The sequence below is a fragment of the Bellilinea caldifistulae genome, assembly GCF_001306055.1.
GTDB classification, from domain to species: Bacteria; Chloroflexota; Anaerolineae; order Anaerolineales; family Anaerolineaceae; genus Bellilinea; species Bellilinea caldifistulae.
The window spans coordinates 165,606-181,473 of sequence record NZ_LGHJ01000013.1; the positions used below are offsets into that span (position 1 = coordinate 165,606).

Annotated in this window: 15 protein-coding genes; 6 read left to right on the plus strand and 9 right to left on the minus strand. The window is 52.4% G+C overall.

What is annotated here, in order from left to right:
- Positions 1–12: 12 nt before the first annotated feature.
- A complete protein-coding gene (locus AC812_RS08165) occupies positions 13–1,734 on the plus strand; it encodes an adenylate/guanylate cyclase domain-containing protein (RefSeq protein WP_061918334.1) in 1,722 nt (573 codons plus the stop codon).
- Here the strand turns inward: AC812_RS08165 and AC812_RS08170 are convergent.
- The 9 genes from AC812_RS08170 to AC812_RS08210 form a co-directional block, all read right to left on the minus strand.
- Positions 1,731–2,855: a M20/M25/M40 family metallo-hydrolase gene (locus AC812_RS08170; protein ID WP_061918337.1), complete on the minus strand. Its 1,125-nt coding sequence runs from the start codon at positions 2,853–2,855 to the stop codon at positions 1,731–1,733. The two genes, AC812_RS08165 and AC812_RS08170, sit on opposite strands and share 4 nt — an antisense overlap.
- A complete protein-coding gene (locus AC812_RS08175; protein ID WP_061918339.1) occupies positions 2,855–3,871 on the minus strand; it encodes a carbohydrate kinase family protein in 1,017 nt (338 codons plus the stop codon). Before AC812_RS08175 ends, AC812_RS08170 begins: the two co-directional genes overlap by 1 nt.
- Positions 3,872–3,903: 32 nt before the next feature.
- Positions 3,904–4,107, minus strand: coding sequence for a hypothetical protein (locus tag AC812_RS08180; RefSeq protein ID WP_061918341.1), 204 nt, complete (start codon positions 4,105–4,107; stop codon positions 3,904–3,906).
- Between the two features lie 40 nt (positions 4,108–4,147).
- Complete coding sequence (locus AC812_RS08185) at positions 4,148–4,501, minus strand: hypothetical protein (RefSeq protein WP_145962578.1); 354 nt, start codon at positions 4,499–4,501, stop codon at positions 4,148–4,150.
- Between the two features lie 138 nt (positions 4,502–4,639).
- Positions 4,640–5,500, minus strand: a complete 861-nt coding sequence (gene prmC, locus AC812_RS08190) for a peptide chain release factor N(5)-glutamine methyltransferase (protein WP_061918344.1) — start codon at positions 5,498–5,500, stop codon at positions 4,640–4,642.
- Positions 5,481–6,551, minus strand: coding sequence for a peptide chain release factor 1 (gene prfA, locus AC812_RS08195; protein WP_061918346.1), 1,071 nt, complete (start codon positions 6,549–6,551; stop codon positions 5,481–5,483). Before prfA ends, prmC begins: the two co-directional genes overlap by 20 nt.
- A 93-nt stretch (positions 6,552–6,644) precedes the next feature.
- Positions 6,645–7,481: a LabA-like NYN domain-containing protein gene (locus AC812_RS08200; protein WP_061918348.1), complete on the minus strand. Its 837-nt coding sequence runs from the start codon at positions 7,479–7,481 to the stop codon at positions 6,645–6,647.
- 239 nt (positions 7,482–7,720) lie between these two features.
- Positions 7,721–10,477 (minus strand): cation-translocating P-type ATPase, encoded by a 2,757-nt coding sequence (locus AC812_RS08205; protein ID WP_061918350.1) that lies wholly within the window; start codon positions 10,475–10,477, stop codon positions 7,721–7,723.
- Positions 10,478–10,674: 197 nt separating this feature from the next.
- Positions 10,675–10,983 carry a hypothetical protein gene (locus tag AC812_RS08210; RefSeq protein WP_061918352.1) on the minus strand — a complete coding sequence of 103 codons (309 nt, stop codon included), beginning with the start codon at positions 10,981–10,983 and terminating at the stop codon, positions 10,675–10,677.
- Between the two features lie 57 nt (positions 10,984–11,040).
- Here AC812_RS08210 and AC812_RS08215 point away from each other — a divergent pair, with 57 nt between their 5' ends.
- From AC812_RS08215 to AC812_RS08235, 5 genes are all read left to right on the plus strand, one after another.
- Positions 11,041–11,784, plus strand: a complete 744-nt coding sequence (locus tag AC812_RS08215) for a PIG-L deacetylase family protein (RefSeq protein ID WP_061918354.1) — start codon at positions 11,041–11,043, stop codon at positions 11,782–11,784.
- 68 nt (positions 11,785–11,852) lie between these two features.
- Positions 11,853–12,110 (plus strand): hypothetical protein, encoded by a 258-nt coding sequence (locus AC812_RS08220; RefSeq protein WP_061918356.1) that lies wholly within the window; start codon positions 11,853–11,855, stop codon positions 12,108–12,110.
- Entirely contained in the window at positions 12,110–12,853 is a 744-nt protein-coding gene (locus tag AC812_RS08225; RefSeq protein WP_061918358.1) for a DUF6754 domain-containing protein, read from the plus strand. The genes AC812_RS08220 and AC812_RS08225 overlap by 1 nt, the downstream gene beginning before the upstream one ends.
- Positions 12,850–13,467: a hypothetical protein gene (locus tag AC812_RS08230; protein ID WP_061918360.1), complete on the plus strand. Its 618-nt coding sequence runs from the start codon at positions 12,850–12,852 to the stop codon at positions 13,465–13,467. Before AC812_RS08225 ends, AC812_RS08230 begins: the two co-directional genes overlap by 4 nt.
- Positions 13,468–13,471: 4 nt before the next feature.
- A complete protein-coding gene (locus AC812_RS08235) occupies positions 13,472–15,865 on the plus strand; it encodes a hypothetical protein (protein ID WP_061918362.1) in 2,394 nt (797 codons plus the stop codon).
- The last annotated feature ends 3 nt before the right edge of the window (positions 15,866–15,868 follow it).

The following is a 15,868-nucleotide window of genomic DNA, read 5'->3' on the forward strand; positions in this document are numbered from 1 at the left end:
AGGAAGTAGAAATTGAGTGAAATCAAATCTGCTGTGCGGGGCGATCAACTGGCAGCAAATTTAGAAAATCTGCGGTCAGCCTGTTACGCCATTTACAACTACCTCCAGGTCAATCGTCCTGCCGCCCTTCCACCGTCATTTTTTGAAACCGTATTTGGGATTACCGCCCTGGTCAAGAAAATTACGGCACAGTTTGAAGAGCTGGAGGAAGAACGCCGTAGTCTGACCGCGCTGGCCGGCATGGGGCAGGTGATCAACACCTCACTGGAATTGAACACCGTCCTCCAAATTGTTATGGATACCATCATTCGGTTAACCGGCGCAGAACGCGGATTTCTGATGTTGAAGGATGACACGGGCAATCTGGTCACCCGGATTGCTCGCAACTGGGTTCAGGAATCGCTGAACACCACCGAATTGCACATCAGTTTTACGGTGATTGACCGCGTAGCCAGCGAAGGCTTACCCGTGCTGACCACCAACGCTCAGGAAGACCCGCGTTTTGGAAAACAGGACTCGGTCATTGCCCACAACCTGCGCTCGATCATGTGTGTGCCGTTGAGAGTCAAAAGTGAGGTGACCGGTGTCATTTATGTGGATAATCGCATCCGCAGCGGCTTGTTCACTGCAAAACAGCTGGATTTACTGGCCGCTTTCGCCAATCAGGCAGCAGTTGCCATTGAAAATGCCCGCCTGTTTGCCTCGGTACAACGCAGCCTTGCCGAAGTAACCGAATTGAAAAGTTTGATGGACAAGGTGTTTGCCTCCATTGCCAGTGGAGTCATCACCGCGGATATTGACGGGAACATCTTGTTGTGTAACCGGGCAGCCGAACAAATCCTCAATCAGAGTGCCACGGGACTCGGCAGTCAAAAGCTGCAGCAAATTCTCACCTCGCTTTCCCCTGCCCTGATTCCAGAATTGCAACAAGTCCTTCAAACCGATCAGCCGGTATTGGGTCTGGAAATTTCACCGGCCATTGCCGGGCGTGGACGGATTGATTTGCGAATCAGCATCACTCCGGTCAAGGATGGTCAGCAACAGACACAGGGAGTTGCTCTTGTACTGGATGATATGACCGAGAAAAAATTATTGGAAGCCCAACGCCGATTGTTTGAAAAAATGGTTTCGCCGGCCGTCATCCGTCAGTTAAACCCGGATAGCCTGATTTTAGGAGGTCAGCGCAAAGAAATTACCGTTTTATTTGCGGATATTCGCGGATTTACAGGCATCAGTGAGAAGTTATCTCCCGAAGAGCTCGTCTCCATTCTCAACCGCCACCTGGCCGCCGCTGCCGAGGCCATCCTGCAGGAAGAGGGCACGATTGATAAATTCCTCGGAGATGCCGTCATGGCCTGGTTCAATGCACCTGTGCGCCAGCCCGATCACGCTCTCCGGGCTGTACGGGCTGCCCTGCACATCCGCGATTCTCTTAAATCCCTTCATCAGGAATTACCACCCGAACAGCGGCTTTCCTTTGGAATTGGGATCCACACCGGCGAAGCAGTTTTGGGACTTATCGGCAGCGAAAAACGCCTTGAATATACCGCCATTGGAGATTGTATCAACACCGCCAAACGGATTCAGGAAAATGCACGCCCCAATCAAATCCTGGTCACGCAGGAAGTGATTGATCGTCTGGCTGGTTATGCGGCCTATCAACCGGTGGAAGCCATTCGGGCAAAAGGCAAACGTGAACCGGTTCAGGTTTACGAGATCAACTTCCTGGTTTAACCCCCACCGCCCCCATTCTTTTGCCAGATCCGCTCAATCACCATTAACACTTGCTGAAGACCCAGACGGATTGGGGGAATTTCAAGGTATTCGCTGAAGGTGTGGGGAGCGCCTCCGCGCGTCAGACCCAAACATACCGCAGGTATGCCCTGACTGAGGGGAATATTCGCATCGGTTGAGCCAATCTCCAGCACCGCCGGTACATGCAATTCCGCCAGACATTCCAGCGCCAGTTTGACCAGTGGATGAGATGGACGGATACTCCCTGCCGGGCGGACGCCAATTAATTCCATTTCAAAGTGTACCCCTTTGCGTTCTCTGCCCGCAACAATCCGTTTGACCCGTTGGACAAGGCGGTTCAAGCCGTTTTGATCCTCCGAACGCAGGTCAACTTCACAAAATGCACTGGCAGCAAGCGTATTAATGGAAGTGCCTCCCTGCACAATGCCTACATTCAGGCTGGAGCGCGGTTTTTGGGGCAAGATGATTTCTGCCATGGTATGAATGACCGCCGCCAGTTCGTGAATGGCAGAAGGTTCACCCTGATTAACCCACGCATGGCCGCCCTGACATTGAGCCGTGATCCGGTAGCGCGCAACACCCAATCCCCGATGGCAAACCTGTCCCAGACCCAAACCCTCCAAAACCACGTAAGCCTGCACAGCCCCACCAAACCGCTCCACCACTGCCCTCATGCCGGCCAGGTTGCCAAGACCTTCCTCACACACATCCGCTACCAACCAGATATCCCCTTCAAACCGTGCACCCTGTTGCACCAGACACTTGCCAATCGTCAACAAAGCTGCCAGTCCCAGCGCATTATCGGCTGCACCGGGGCCGGTGATTTTTCCGGTGGTGACTTCCAGCGGTAAAGGTAAATCGGCGGGATGAACCGAATCAAGATGAGCCGAGAGAATCAAAGGCGGCGCCTTGCCCCCTTTCCATCTGGCAAACACATTATTTTGCTCATCCAGGAAAACCTCATCTATCCCCATTCGCAAAAATTCATCGCGCAGGTAGATCGCCCGGCGGCCTTCCTGAAAAGTCGGCGCCGGAATCTGTTGAATTCGAGCAGTCTGCTCAACAATATAATCCAGCAGTTCGGCGGGTAATGCGATCATCAAATTTTACTCACCATCTCGCGCAGTTTTTCCAATCGCATTTTGGGTAAACCGGGCAACACATCCAGCGCATAAAAGGGGCCGCTGCCTTCCACCACAATAGACGCTGAGATGTTACCCCACAAAGCAGCTTCCAGCGGGTCGTAAGTCTGACGCAGACCGGCCAGAAAACCTCCGCAAAAGGCATCCCCCGCTCCGGTTGGATCAACCACGCGGGCAGGATAAGCAGGAATCACCCAGCGTTGATGACCCGACCGCGAGTAAACCCATTGACCCTGACTTCCGCGCTTAATCACCACAATTTCACAGTCAAATGAGCTTAGCCGCTCGGCCATTTCCCACAGGTCATCCGTTAAACCTTCGTACAAACGGCGTAATTTCCTTTCTGAACATACAATGGCGCTAACCCCTCTCAACATCGCCGGGATGTCGTCCCGAAAAGTCGGATTCATGCTGCCCTCGGAAGGATCCATGGTCAAAGTAGTAATTTGTCCTCGCCGAAAGAGGGAAGGTAGCAAAGCCTGCGTCAGATAATCAATCGGGGCTATATGGGCAGCCGTGGCATCCAGAAAATCCGGCGGAAAATCGCCGGCGCGAATTGTCCAATCGGTTGGTTGCACCCGGCTGTCAACCTGACTGGCCGGCAGAGAATAACCCAGCAGCGCTTTCGGAAAAGGAAGCCCCAGTCTTGAAAAGTGCGCCAGAGGGGCATCCGATACCTCTTCATCGCCATTCGGATAGGCTGCAAAATAACGCGTTTCCAGCGCTGAGGGCAGGATTTTAATTCCCCGACAATCAAAACCCCGTGCGGTAAACTGATCGAGCCAATCGTGCGGATAATCTTCACCTACCCGTCCAATCAACCCGATTCCCTGATCCCACAACCTGACACCGACTGCCGTATAAATCAGACTGCCGCCGGGAATATCCAGCGCTGGTTTACCGTTCAAAGGAAGGATAAAATCCCGCCTTAACTTTCCGGCAATCAAATAGCGAATAAAAGGAGCGCTTTCCAAAAGACCCCCGCCCGGCGCAATCGTTTATTGAATTACTTTTTCGAACCGGCTATATCGGCAATCAACCGCAGTAATCCCAATACGCCTACACCGACTTTCACCCCATCTCCGGCAGTTAAACGAGGCATCTGTTGGGTCTCTTCTGCCCGTTGAATGAGGAGAAGCGCGGCAATGATCCCGGCAGCTGCCCCAAGTAAGCCCCCAATCACGATTATTTTGGTTTTCCAGTTATCCATCAGAAATCCTCTTGGAATGAAGTGAGATTAAGGCTGAAACTCAACGGCGGATGACTCTGGAACGCAGGTAACGGAAACCAGCTACCCATCCACCCCAGCGGATGAAAGGCCGGGCAAGCCGATCACAGAAGGCTCGCACCTGCAACACCATCACCTGTGAATACACCTGACCAACCCGCAAGTAAGGAGGAAGCACCTTCAGGAGCTTATTCATTAGATAAATCAGACCGATATTCAACGCCAGAAACAGGACAGCGAAGAGAATCAGCGGACTGATCAGCCAGATAATGGAAATGGCTGCCCAATGACCGGTACGCGAAGTCCCCAGCGTGGGGGTGAGTACCATAAGCAGTCCCAAACCCAAAAACATCAGTCCCGCCAATATTACCGGCATGAAGATCTGCCAGATAACCTCGCGGCGATGTTTTTGGAAAGAAGGTGAAGGAGGAGTTTTACTTTCCAATCCCATGCAATTATTGTAGCATGAAAAACACGCTGAAAAACACCCGGATAAGCGATTGAAAAATGTGACTTATGACGAAAGCCGTGTCTCCGCCCAAACCACGCGGGGCAATCCCTGTAAATCGTGGATGATTTGAACTTGAGCGGTCGGCAACCATCTGGTGGCAAGCTGGGTCACCGCTTCAGCCTGACTCGCTTCAATCTCCAACAGCAGCAATCCGCCTTTTGCGAGCCACCGCTCTGAATCCCGGAGCAAAGCAGCAATCCAATCCAAGCCTTCCGAACCGCCATCCAGGGCAAGTTGCGGTTCAAACCGGCCGACCGGCAAATGCGCCAGTTCGCCCGTGGGAATATACGGCAAATTCGCACAAACCAGATCAAACAGCCCCCCCAAGGCATCCAGCAAGTTACCGATAACAGGAAAGATGCGCGGTGAAACGCCCAAACCCTCAAAATTACGACGGGCAATCAGCATCGCCTGCCACGAACGCTCCACCGCGACGCATTTCAAATCCGGCACATGATAAGCCAGCGAAGCGGCAATACAACCCGAGCCTGTCCCCACATCGGCTGCCATACGACGATTTGGGTGTGATTTCAACCAGTCCAGCGCTTTTTCGACCAGTATTTCGGTTTCAGGACGCGGAATTAAGACTTCCGGTGAAACGTTGAAAGTCAGCCCAAAAAATTCACGGTGACCGGTCAGGTAAGCCAGCGGCTCACCCTGCTCAAAGCGGGTCAGCAGACTTGCCAGTTGTTCTTGCTGTTCATTTTCCAGCCTGTATTCGGGGTGGGCCAGTACAAATTCGCGGCTTTTCCCAAGCACGTGAGCCAGGATCACCTGGGCTGCTAGCCCCCCATCTTCTATATTTTTCAACCTCCGCCGCGCAGACTTCAGCCAATCACCGGCATCACAGCTGGGCAGTTTCATGGGCAGTCAGCCGCTCGGTTTCATCCCGCAAAGCCAGCTCTTCAATGAATTCGTCCAATTCGCCATCCATCACCGCTGGCAGATTGAAGGATGAAAGATTGATACGGTGATCCGTAACGCGGTTTTGCGGGTAATTGTAGGTGCGTATTTTTTCCGAACGCTCACCCGTGCCAACTTGCGACCGGCGCGTTTCATCCAGTTCCTGCTGACGGCGATTTTCTTCAATTTCGTATAATTTGGCTCGTAAAATACTCATCGCCCGCAGGCGGTTTTGTAATTGAGAGCGCTCATCTTGACACGCCACCACAATCCCGGTGGGGATGTGGGTGATGCGTACGGCTGTCGAGTTTTTCTGAACATTTTGTCCACCAGCACCCGCCGAGCGATAAATATCAATCCGGATATCTGATTCCGGAATATCAATGTCCACTTCTTCCACCTCCGCCAGTACGGCCACGGTGACGGTGGACGTGTGAATCCGGCCGGAAGCTTCGGTTGCCGGCACCCGCTGGACGCGGTGAACGCCGGACTCGTATTTCAGGCGGGAGTACGCGCCTTTTCCTTTGACCATAAAGATAATCTCTTTGAAGCCGCCGATGCCGGTTTCGTTTTGAGAAAGAATTTCCACCGTCCAGTTGCGCCGTTCGGCATAACGGCTGTACATGCGAAACAGATCGGCTGCAAACAGAGCGGCTTCTTCACCGCCGGTTCCGGCGCGGATTTCCATAATCACATTGCGTTCGTCGCGTTTATCTTTGGGCAGCAAAAGCGCTTTGATTTCCCGTTCAAGTGCTTCCTGACGCGGCTCCAGTTCTTCTAAATCCTGCCGGGCAAGCAGACTGAGTTCTTCATCCTCACCATCCACCAGTTGACGGGCTTCCTCAATGCGTTTTAATACCTGCCGGTATTCACGCCCTTTTTCGACAATTTCCTCCAAATCAGCGCGCTCCTTAGCCAGTTCAGCTGCCCGCTGATAATCATCACCCGCTTCTTCCAACAGCCGATTCAATTCTTCGTATCGTTCTTCGATCTTGGTAATTTTTTCCAGCATACAGTTGACTTCCAGTCATTCAATTTGCAAGCATATTATTATACCAGCCTGTGGCACCTGAACAAATGTCAATTATCCAAAGCAGCCGAGTAATTAGATCTTGCTGATCAATTCAATGTTAATCGCCTGAATGCCTCCACCACGTTCAGAGCGCGCCAGTTCCATTTCGAATATATAACTTCGGCTGGGCAGCACCGTTGGACGCACCGCTTCGGGTAAATTCGAGTCATGAAAAAAGGCGGTTGCGTAGGGTGAATCCGGGTGGCGTGTATCGGTGAGCCATAAGCCGGGAGCTATGGATTTCAGGTAACGCATAAACCCATAACCCTGTTCGCTGTGCCAGTAACACCATCCTCGTACCCGTGACCCAACCTCGCCCCACTCCGGTTGATCGGTTTTGTAATTGTTGACCGGGATCAAATTTGGAATCAGGTAACCGGAGATGAAAAAATCTGCTTCATGGCGCAGTTTGCTGGAAACATTGTCCAGCGCCATGACTTCTACCCTGCAGCCCTTATCCTGCAAGGCGCGCACCACCTGAACAAAATCGCCATCACCGCTGGCAAGCAGTACCCGATCAAGTTTGGCAGATTGCAGAAGCGCGTCCACAGCCAGATCTAAATCTGCGTTGGCTTTACCATAACGGTTGCCGCTTTCATCCTCAAACCATTGGATTTCCTTGACAATCACCTTATAGCCCATATCCCGCAAGGCTGAATGAAAATTTTGAGTGCCTTTGCGGTACACTTCATCCCATTCCGCCCGCTCGCGATCATAACTTACATAGGCATTCATACGCACAGGCTCGGCAAAATCACGACAGGCAAATTCTCGCAGTACATCGTACTGCATTTTCGATCCCCCGTTATTATAGATATAGGCTACATCCACATAAATACCGACTTTACTGCCACCACCTGATATGGGCATATATTCTCCTGAACACAGATATCTACGGAAAGTTTCATCCCCCAATAGGGGGGATTAATCACACCAAAATTTTATAATTTTTACACAGTTCAAAGGTATATTTTTTAGTTGCTCAAATTCTATACCGCAATGCTAATTAAATCAATAGTTGTACATCTTCTAATTTTCGCATTTCTTTAACAAAAACGGTGTGTCTCTGCTGGCAGAGGCACACCGTTTGGTTCAGATCACCCTCGTGTTTAAATTGATTCTTTTCTGCGCTGCACCCCCTTGAAAATTTCCACCGCAATAAAAACGAGCGTACTCAACCCAAAGCTTACCAGCAAATCCTCTGCCGGCAGCGCACGGGTATTGAACACATTCTGCAAAAATGGAACGTACACCACCGCCATTTGCAAGGCGAATGTCAACAAGACCGCTCCCAGAAGAGACTTGTTTGAGAACAAGCCGATTTGAAACAGCGAATAGCGATTGGACCGGGTCGCCAGGACGTTCCCCATTTGCGCCAGAGTGAGGGTAGTGAATACCATCGTCTGCCAGGTTTCCGTCCTGCCGGTATTCAAAGCCCACAAGCCTGCCGCCAGTGAAACCAACCCCATCCACAGTCCAATCCATAAAATATCCCGCGCCATCCCTCTCGCAAAGACATTCTCCTTCGGGGGGAAAGGCTTGCGCTTCATTGCATCCCGCTCAGCCGGTTCCACCGTTAGCGCCAGCCCCGGTAAACCGTCGGTCACAAGGTTGACCCATAAAATCTGAATCGGGGTCAGCGGGAGGGGCATTCCCAAAAACGGCCCGGCCAGCATCACCCAGATTTCACCGGCATTGGAGGTCAATGTGTACTTGATAAATTTACGGATATTGTCGTAAATCCGCCGACCTTCCTCGATGGCGGCTACGATGGTTGCAAAGTTATCGTCCAGCAAGACCATATCCGCCGCTTCTTTGGAAACATCGGTACCGGTGATTCCCATGGCAACCCCAATATCGGCTTTCTTTAGCGCCGGCGCATCGTTGACCCCATCTCCGGTCATTGCAACAATTTCACCTTTTTCTTGCAGTGCCTGCACGATTTTCAACTTATGTTCTGGAGAAACGCGCGCAAATACCGAAACATGATCCAGCGCTTTTTTCAACTCTTCGAGGCTCATATTGGCCAGTTGCTGACCGGTAATCGCTTCGCCGTCAGGGGTGGTGATGCCCAGCTCGCGCGCAATGTGGAGTGCGGTCAAGGGATGATCTCCGGTAATCATGATTGGACGGACACCTGCCGATTTGGCGGTTGCCACGGCATCCTTAACCTCTGGACGGGCCGGGTCAATCATCCCCACCATCCCGATGAAAATTAAATTTTCTTCTTGAGGTTTTTCACATCCTTCCACCTGCTCCGGCGGACAAAGCCGGAAAGCCACTCCCAGCACCCGCATTCCCTTCATCGCCATTTCTTCATTGGCTTTTTCGATCCGCCGGCGCCATTCTGCATCGAGAGGCACACTCCGATCTTCAACCCACACACGGTTACATACTTCCAACAGGCTGTCCACCGCTCCCTTGGTGATGGAAATATATGGCTGCCAGATTTCGCTGGAAAGCACTCGCTCAGCCGTTTTTAATATCTGCGGTAACTCGTCTTGATTCAGGCGGTGAACAGTGGTCATCCGCTTGCGTTCCGAGTCGAAAGGCAATTCAGCCACGCGTGGCAGGGCTTTTTCCAGTTCATCCTTCCACAAACCCGCCCGTGCACCGGCGATTACCAGGGCACCTTCGGTCGGGTCGCCGACCGAAACAAAACCGCCGCGCGCACTTTCGTTGACTTCGATGACCGCATCGTTGCACAATGTACCCCCAACCAGTAACAAAGCCACGGCTGGGTGTTCTACCAGCACCGGTTCAACTTTCCGCCGCTCGGGTATTGTCGGTGAATAATTTTGAACCTCCTCCAGAAAGTCAATCCGATTTCCAGCCACATCCACCACGGTAACCGTCATGCGGTTTTCGGTGAGGGTGCCGGTTTTGTCGGAACAAATCGTGGTTACCGAACCGAGGGTTTCCACAGCCGGTAATTTGCGAATCAACGCCCGGCGCTGGAGCATACGCTGAGCGCCAAGCGCCAGCGCAATGGTCACCACTGCCGGCAATCCTTCCGGTACGGCAGCAACCGCCATGCTGATGGCCGTCTGGAACATGATTCGGATCGGCTCACCGCGCAGGACTCCCAGTGCAAAGACAATCCCAACGATGACGAGGGCGGCCACAGCCAGCCCTTTACCCAGTTGTTCCAGACGTTTCTGGAGCGGCGTGGCTTCCTGCCCCACCCCCTGAATCATATCGGCAATCCGTCCCAGTTCGGTTTGCATGCCGGTTTGCACCACCACTGCCGAACCACGTCCGTAGGTGGTCACCGTTCCCATGAAAACCATGTTGTGCTGGTCGGCCACCGGGATGTTCTCTCCCTTGATCACTTCAGTATTTTTTTCTACCGGCTCCGATTCACCGGTGAGAACTGCTTCCTGAACCCGCAGGTTAACGGCTTCAATCAGTCGGCAATCAGCCGGAACCGCATCTCCCGCATCCAGCTGAATGACATCTCCCGGCACCAATTCACGGGAAGAAATTTCAATCAAATGCCCATCCCGGTGAACTTTGACCTTTGGCGCCGCCATCTTTTTCAAAGCCGCCATCGCCCTTTCTGCACGGTATTCCTGCGTGAACCCCAACAACGCATTCAGCACCACGATGATCAGGATCACAATCGCATCGGTTACTTCGTGAAGCAGAATCGAAATGACCGCCGAGATAATCAGGATGACCACCATGATCTCGGTTAATTGTTCCAGCAGTATTTTCCACGGGCTTTTCAAGCCCCGTTCAATCAATTCATTTGGGCCGTATTTTGCCCGCCTTTTTTCGACTTCTGCAGTGGTCAGACCATGCTTCAGGTCGGTTGAGAGTTCCGACTCAATTTCGTCGAGAGATTTCGAGTACCAGTTTTTCATTGCATCATTGCTCCCGGTTAAGGATTATAAAAAAAGACCATCACCAAATTGTGATGGTCTTGCCAAACGCCGTTTTCAGCGTCCGGGTTGCCGGAAGCATCTCGCTTCGTTTTGACGACAGCCCGTCCTTCGAAAGGAGGCTACTCCCCATTACGGATTTATCCTACCGCAACCCATTCAGGCTGTCAAGCACTTTTTCACGGAACCCATTTACCGATTTCCGACCAGGCATAAGCAAGATGGTTGGCCAGTGTCTCACCCAAACGCCGGCGCACTTTTTTCAAAACATACTCCATCAGAGCAACACCACCAACCCGATCCAATTGAATGCCGATTTCACGCGCACGAACATGCCGGCACTGGGCATTGAAGGATCCACCAGAGCGTTCGGATAGAAAATCTTCTTTTTGACCAATGCGGACAAGTTCATCAATCAATCGGTCAATTTCAGCCTGCATGTTTGTCGGATACGGTTTCTTTTCAAACAGAAAATCAAACCAGCCCACAGTGCACCTCCGCTTTGATTGTATCATGCCCGGCGGCTAATGGTACAATAGAATGTCATGAATTGGGTGTTTCTCTCCCCCCATCTGGATGATGCCGTACTTTCGTGCGGCGGGTTGATTTACGAACTCATCCAAAACGGGGAGAAGGTGGAAATTTGCACAATTTGCGCGGGAGATCCCCCTCCGGGAGAACTTTCTCCCCTGGCCGAGATGTTACATCAACGATGGGGGGTCACTGCCGCTCAATCTCAGGCCACTCGCCGGAACGAAGACCTGGCCGCCTGTCAGGTGCTCGGTGCAACGCCATTTCATCTGGATATCCCCGATTGTATTTACCGCCGAAATCCGAACACCGGTGAGCCCCTCATCACCGCCAACGAGGCTCTCTTCCAACCCTTGCCGGCGGTGGAGTATCCCCTTGCGGCTCAACTGGCACAGCAGTTAGCCGGTCACATTCCCACTGCCAGTCGGATCGTTTGCCCGTTGACCCTCGGCGGACATGTGGATCACCACCTGACCCGCACCGCTGCTGAACAACTTGGCAGACCGCTTTGGTATTATGCCGACTACCCCTATTTACTGCAAGAATCCGGAAAACTGCACGAATATTTATCCCCCGCATGGCGAAACCATGAAATTGCCATATCTTTATGCGGCTGTCGGGCGTGGCAGGATGCAATTGCCTGCTACCAATCCCAAATCAGTACTTTCTGGTCAGGCACCGAGGAAATGAGAAAAGCCATCTCTCATTACTGGCAAAAAGGCGGAGGAAGCACCCTCTGGGAAGCGTCATCATCCTGAAATTGCTTCCTCATAGAGGATATCACCTCTAAAAAATTGCATTTAAAAAATTATGCTATACTGATACCATGCAAGAGGTACAATCCTGCTGGCAAAAATGGGCAAATTTCCTTAAGGAAAGAAACCTTGAGGAAATTACAATCACCTTACTGGAAGCCGCCGGTCCGCTGAAAGTCCTTGCCGCCCAGTTTGTTTATGCCGGAATGCCGCTTCTTGAAACTTTTTCTCCCTCTAAAAGAGTCTGGTTCGAACTGGCTAACCTGTTGGAAGACAATCAGCGCAGCCAGAGTTTCATCGCGTACCTGCGCGGGGAGGTTGATGAATAATGGTTGATGCGATCATCGCACTGACGTTGATTGCGGTCACTGCCGGATTAATCCTGTTGTTGACCATCCAGCGCAATATCCTACGCAGTGAACTGCGTCAACTGCTGGCCTTTGAACGCCTTCGACAGGCAATTGGACTGGCAGTGGAAAACGGCACCCGCATTCACATCACCCTCGGCAAAGCCGGTCTGCCTGCTTCGACCAGCGCTGCCGGATTGACCGGTCTCACTACCCTGGAGCGGATTGCCCGGGTAAGCAGTATCAGCGACCGTCCTCCACTGGCTACCAGCGGAGATGGCACGCTGGCGCTGCTCAGTCAGGATACACTGCGGGCGGCTTACCGTCAAATCAATCAGCTGGAATTGTATGACCCCAGTCGCGGCCGATTGACCGGCCCCACCTCATTTTCTTACATTGCCGGAGCCTTGCCGGTTGCTGACAGCGAAAACGTTTCCACTCATCTGGCAATTGGCAATTTTGGTCCTGAAATTGCTTTGTTGATGGAAGCCGGAGAACAGCAAGAATCCTTTACACTGGCCGCCACCGACTCGCTTAGCGCACAGGCTGCACTATTCACCAGCAGCCAGGAAACCCTGATTGGTGAAGAATTATTTGCCATCCCAGCTTATCTCAACAGTGGGCCGGTTTATACCGCCAGCCTGCAAGTCCAGGATATTCTTCGCTGGGGGGTGATTGTAACCATCATCGCAGGTTCCATTTTGAAATTGTTAGGGATTGTATGAGAGCGCCAATCTCCACTGCGATTGCAATTGCTACCGGGCTTCTGATTTTATTGGGGGCTTTTCTGCCCATACCCGTGTTGCTTCCCATCCGTCAAATCCTGCTGTCCTGGACAATCCCGGTAGCAGCCACAGCTGGCTTGATCGCCATCCTCAACCTTCTGAGCGTTCACTGGCGTAAATTAAACTCCGCCCGCGAACGCGATTATTACAGCATCTTCCTTTTACTGGCTTTTGCGGCAACTTTTGCAGCCGGCCTGATCCTCGGCCCAACCGACCCCGACTTTCAAAAGATTGTCACCCACATCCAGTTTCCCGTAGAAGCCAGCTTAATGGGTGTGCTAACCGTTACTCTGACTTATGCCAGCATTCGTCTTTTTCAACGAAAACGTGGATGGTTGGCGGTCTTATTCACGGCTAGCACCATCCTGTTCCTGATTTTGTTGAGCGGCTTTTTGAATATCTCCGAAAATATCCCCTTTGTAAAGGATTTTTTGGCCGCACTCAACACCCTGCCGATTGCCGGGGCAAGGGGTATTTTGCTGGGCATTGCCCTGGGTAGCATCACAACCGGTTTGCGTATCCTCATTGGTGCAGACCGGCCTTACAGTGGATAGTCATATGAGCGAGATCATTTGTCCACATTGCGGGGCTTCAAACCCAACCGATGCGATTGAATGTAAAAAATGTCATCGCTTTCTTTTCGAAACCCCCTCTTCCAGCGCTTTTCCGTTTTCCGGGGATGATGATGACTGGTTGAAAAACCTGAGGGAAGACACCGAACCTCTACCCGAATCCGAAAGCGATGAAGCAAAATCAACCGAAACGCCTCCTTTCTCCGAAGAAGTTCCGGACTGGCTGGCACGCATCCGCCAGCGTTCACAAGAAGAGCTTGGGAGTGAAGAGGGACAGCCGGATGAAGCAGCCCAGGAAGAAGAACTACCCGACTGGTTGAAGGATGTGGAAATCAGTGCGGGTCATTCTGGGCCAGCCTCCGTTGAAAGCAGTGACGAGGAAGAACTCCCCCTGCCGGATTGGCTTTCACTGGTCAGTTCAGAGGAAGAAAGCGAGACACCACCCTCGCCGCCCGCCCCAGCCGGTGAGGAAGAACTGGATATCAGCCAGGAGCAGTTACCGGACTGGTTGAAGGGTATTGAACAACCCGAAGAAACCGCCGAGGAAAGCCCCATTGCCCCGCAAGAAACCGCCGACTGGCTGACGGGTTTGAGCCTGTTCAAAGAAGATGAGGAAGTTACCGAGCAACCCCCCTTCCCCGCCCCGGCGGAGGAAGAACCGGACTGGCTGCAATCTTTTGAAACATTTGAGACAACCCCAGCCGCCTTTACAGAGGAACAACCATCCCCCGCCGAAGCGGACGAGGACTGGCTGAAGGCTTTTGAGTCCTTTGAAGGAACTTCCGAACCCACCTCGATTGAAAGCGAACCGCCGGGCACCCTCCCAGACGAAGCGTGGCTGCAAACCGCCGAAGAACTCCCCGCCGAATCCGCATTTCAGGAAGCCGGCGTTCAGGAATTGGAAAATTTGGCGGAAACCATTCCTGAAGAATTTTCCGCCGCAGAAGACCAGCTGACATCTCTCCCACCTTTTGAAGAGGGTCTTGCGGCGCTTTCCGATGAACTTCACGGCGTTTCAGCCGGGGAACAACCGGTAGAGCCAGAAGATTTCAGATCCTTCCTGGAGGAAATTCCCTCGCTAGGCGAAGGCGCTTCATCTGCTTTCATTTTGGAAACACCATCTGACCAACCTGCGGTTGAACAAGAATTTGAGGTCTCTCCCTTTATCAGCGAGGAGCTGCCCGAATGGTTCGATGAACAGGTCCTCGAATCTTCCGTTGAACCTACCGGCGCTGCTCCCGAAGGTGAAGAGAGCCTCGAACCGGCCGAATTACCCGGCTGGCTGGAAGCCATGCGCCCCATCGAAGCGGTTGCACCGGGGCGGGTCGGTACCGATGAAGATCAGCGCATTGAAACCAGCGGTCCCCTTTCCGGTTTTCAGGGTGTGCTTCCGGCTGAAGCATTGATCACCCAATACAGCAAACCTTCCATTTATTCCGCTCGTTTACAGGTCAACGAGAAACAGCGCAACTACGCCAATCTTCTGGAATCGATACTTCAACAGGAAAAACAAGGCCATCCTTCCAGCGGGGTGAAAAGCGCAGGACCGCAGATCCTTGCTCGCATGTTGATCGGAATTTTGCTGGCAGTAACGATTTTATTCGTCCTGGTAGGCGGAGTTAGCCTTGCCTCACCGCCGGCTTTGTTTGCCCCAGAAAATGTGGCCTTCTTTTCTCAAATTCGTTCCCTAACTTCTTCCGCAGAATCGAACGCCCCGATACTTCTCGCCGTGGATTTCGAACCAGCCCTGGCAGGCGAGATTTCCACGGTTGCCTCACCGGTGATGGACGATTTGATCCAATCCGGAAAAAGCATGGTGGTTGTCTCGATCAATCCCACCGGTGCTGTGCTGGCAGAAGAACTTTTGCTGAACAACGCTTCCGATGGACAAGTACTCAATTTGGGATATCTGCCCGGGGGAGTTTCTTCCATTGCGGCTCTGGCAAGCCAGCCCGCACTGGCTGCTTCGCGCGACCGGTTTGGAACCTACGCCTGGGATCGCCAACCCTTCCAGACCGTCCAACACATTACAGACTTTGCGGCGATACTGCTGGTTACCGACAACACCGACACCAGTCGTTTGTGGATTGAACAACTCACGCCGTTATTGGACAAAACCCCCCTGTTGGTCATCGCCAGCAATCAAGCCGCACCGATGATTCAACCTTACGTCCAAAACGGGCAGTCAGCGGGTATGCTGGCCGGGTTGCCCGGACTGGCTGCCTATCAGCAATTGAACGGACGAACCGTCGGGCTTTCTGCCGGCTATCTGGATGCCTACCAGGCCGGGTTGATGGTCATTGTCGTGCTGGTCCTCCTTTTTAGCCTGTATTATCTGGTGATGCAATTATTCAAGAAGCCCGAAATAAAGGGGAAATAAGCA

Excerpts from the sequence above, each read along its gene's own strand:
- AC812_RS08230 (WP_061918360.1), top strand. The coding sequence starts at position 12,850 with ATGAGAGCGCCAATCTCCACTGCGATTGCAATTGCTACCGGGCTTCTG.
- AC812_RS08205 (WP_061918350.1), bottom strand. The coding sequence starts at position 10,477 with ATGAAAAACTGGTACTCGAAATCTCTCGACGAAATTGAGTCGGAACTC.
- AC812_RS08170 (WP_061918337.1), bottom strand. The coding sequence starts at position 2,855 with ATGATCGCATTACCCGCCGAACTGCTGGATTATATTGTTGAGCAGACT.
- AC812_RS08200 (WP_061918348.1), bottom strand. The coding sequence starts at position 7,481 with ATGCCCATATCAGGTGGTGGCAGTAAAGTCGGTATTTATGTGGATGTA.
- prmC (WP_061918344.1), bottom strand. The coding sequence starts at position 5,500 with ATGAAACTGCCCAGCTGTGATGCCGGTGATTGGCTGAAGTCTGCGCGG.
- AC812_RS08185 (WP_145962578.1), bottom strand. The coding sequence starts at position 4,501 with ATGCCGGTAATATTGGCGGGACTGATGTTTTTGGGTTTGGGACTGCTT.
- AC812_RS08235 (WP_061918362.1), top strand. The coding sequence starts at position 13,472 with ATGAGCGAGATCATTTGTCCACATTGCGGGGCTTCAAACCCAACCGAT.
- prfA (WP_061918346.1), bottom strand. The coding sequence starts at position 6,551 with ATGCTGGAAAAAATTACCAAGATCGAAGAACGATACGAAGAATTGAAT.
- AC812_RS08225 (WP_061918358.1), top strand. The coding sequence starts at position 12,110 with ATGGTTGATGCGATCATCGCACTGACGTTGATTGCGGTCACTGCCGGA.
- AC812_RS08220 (WP_061918356.1), top strand. The coding sequence starts at position 11,853 with ATGCAAGAGGTACAATCCTGCTGGCAAAAATGGGCAAATTTCCTTAAG.
- AC812_RS08215 (WP_061918354.1), top strand. The coding sequence starts at position 11,041 with ATGAATTGGGTGTTTCTCTCCCCCCATCTGGATGATGCCGTACTTTCG.
- AC812_RS08180 (WP_061918341.1), bottom strand. The coding sequence starts at position 4,107 with ATGGATAACTGGAAAACCAAAATAATCGTGATTGGGGGCTTACTTGGG.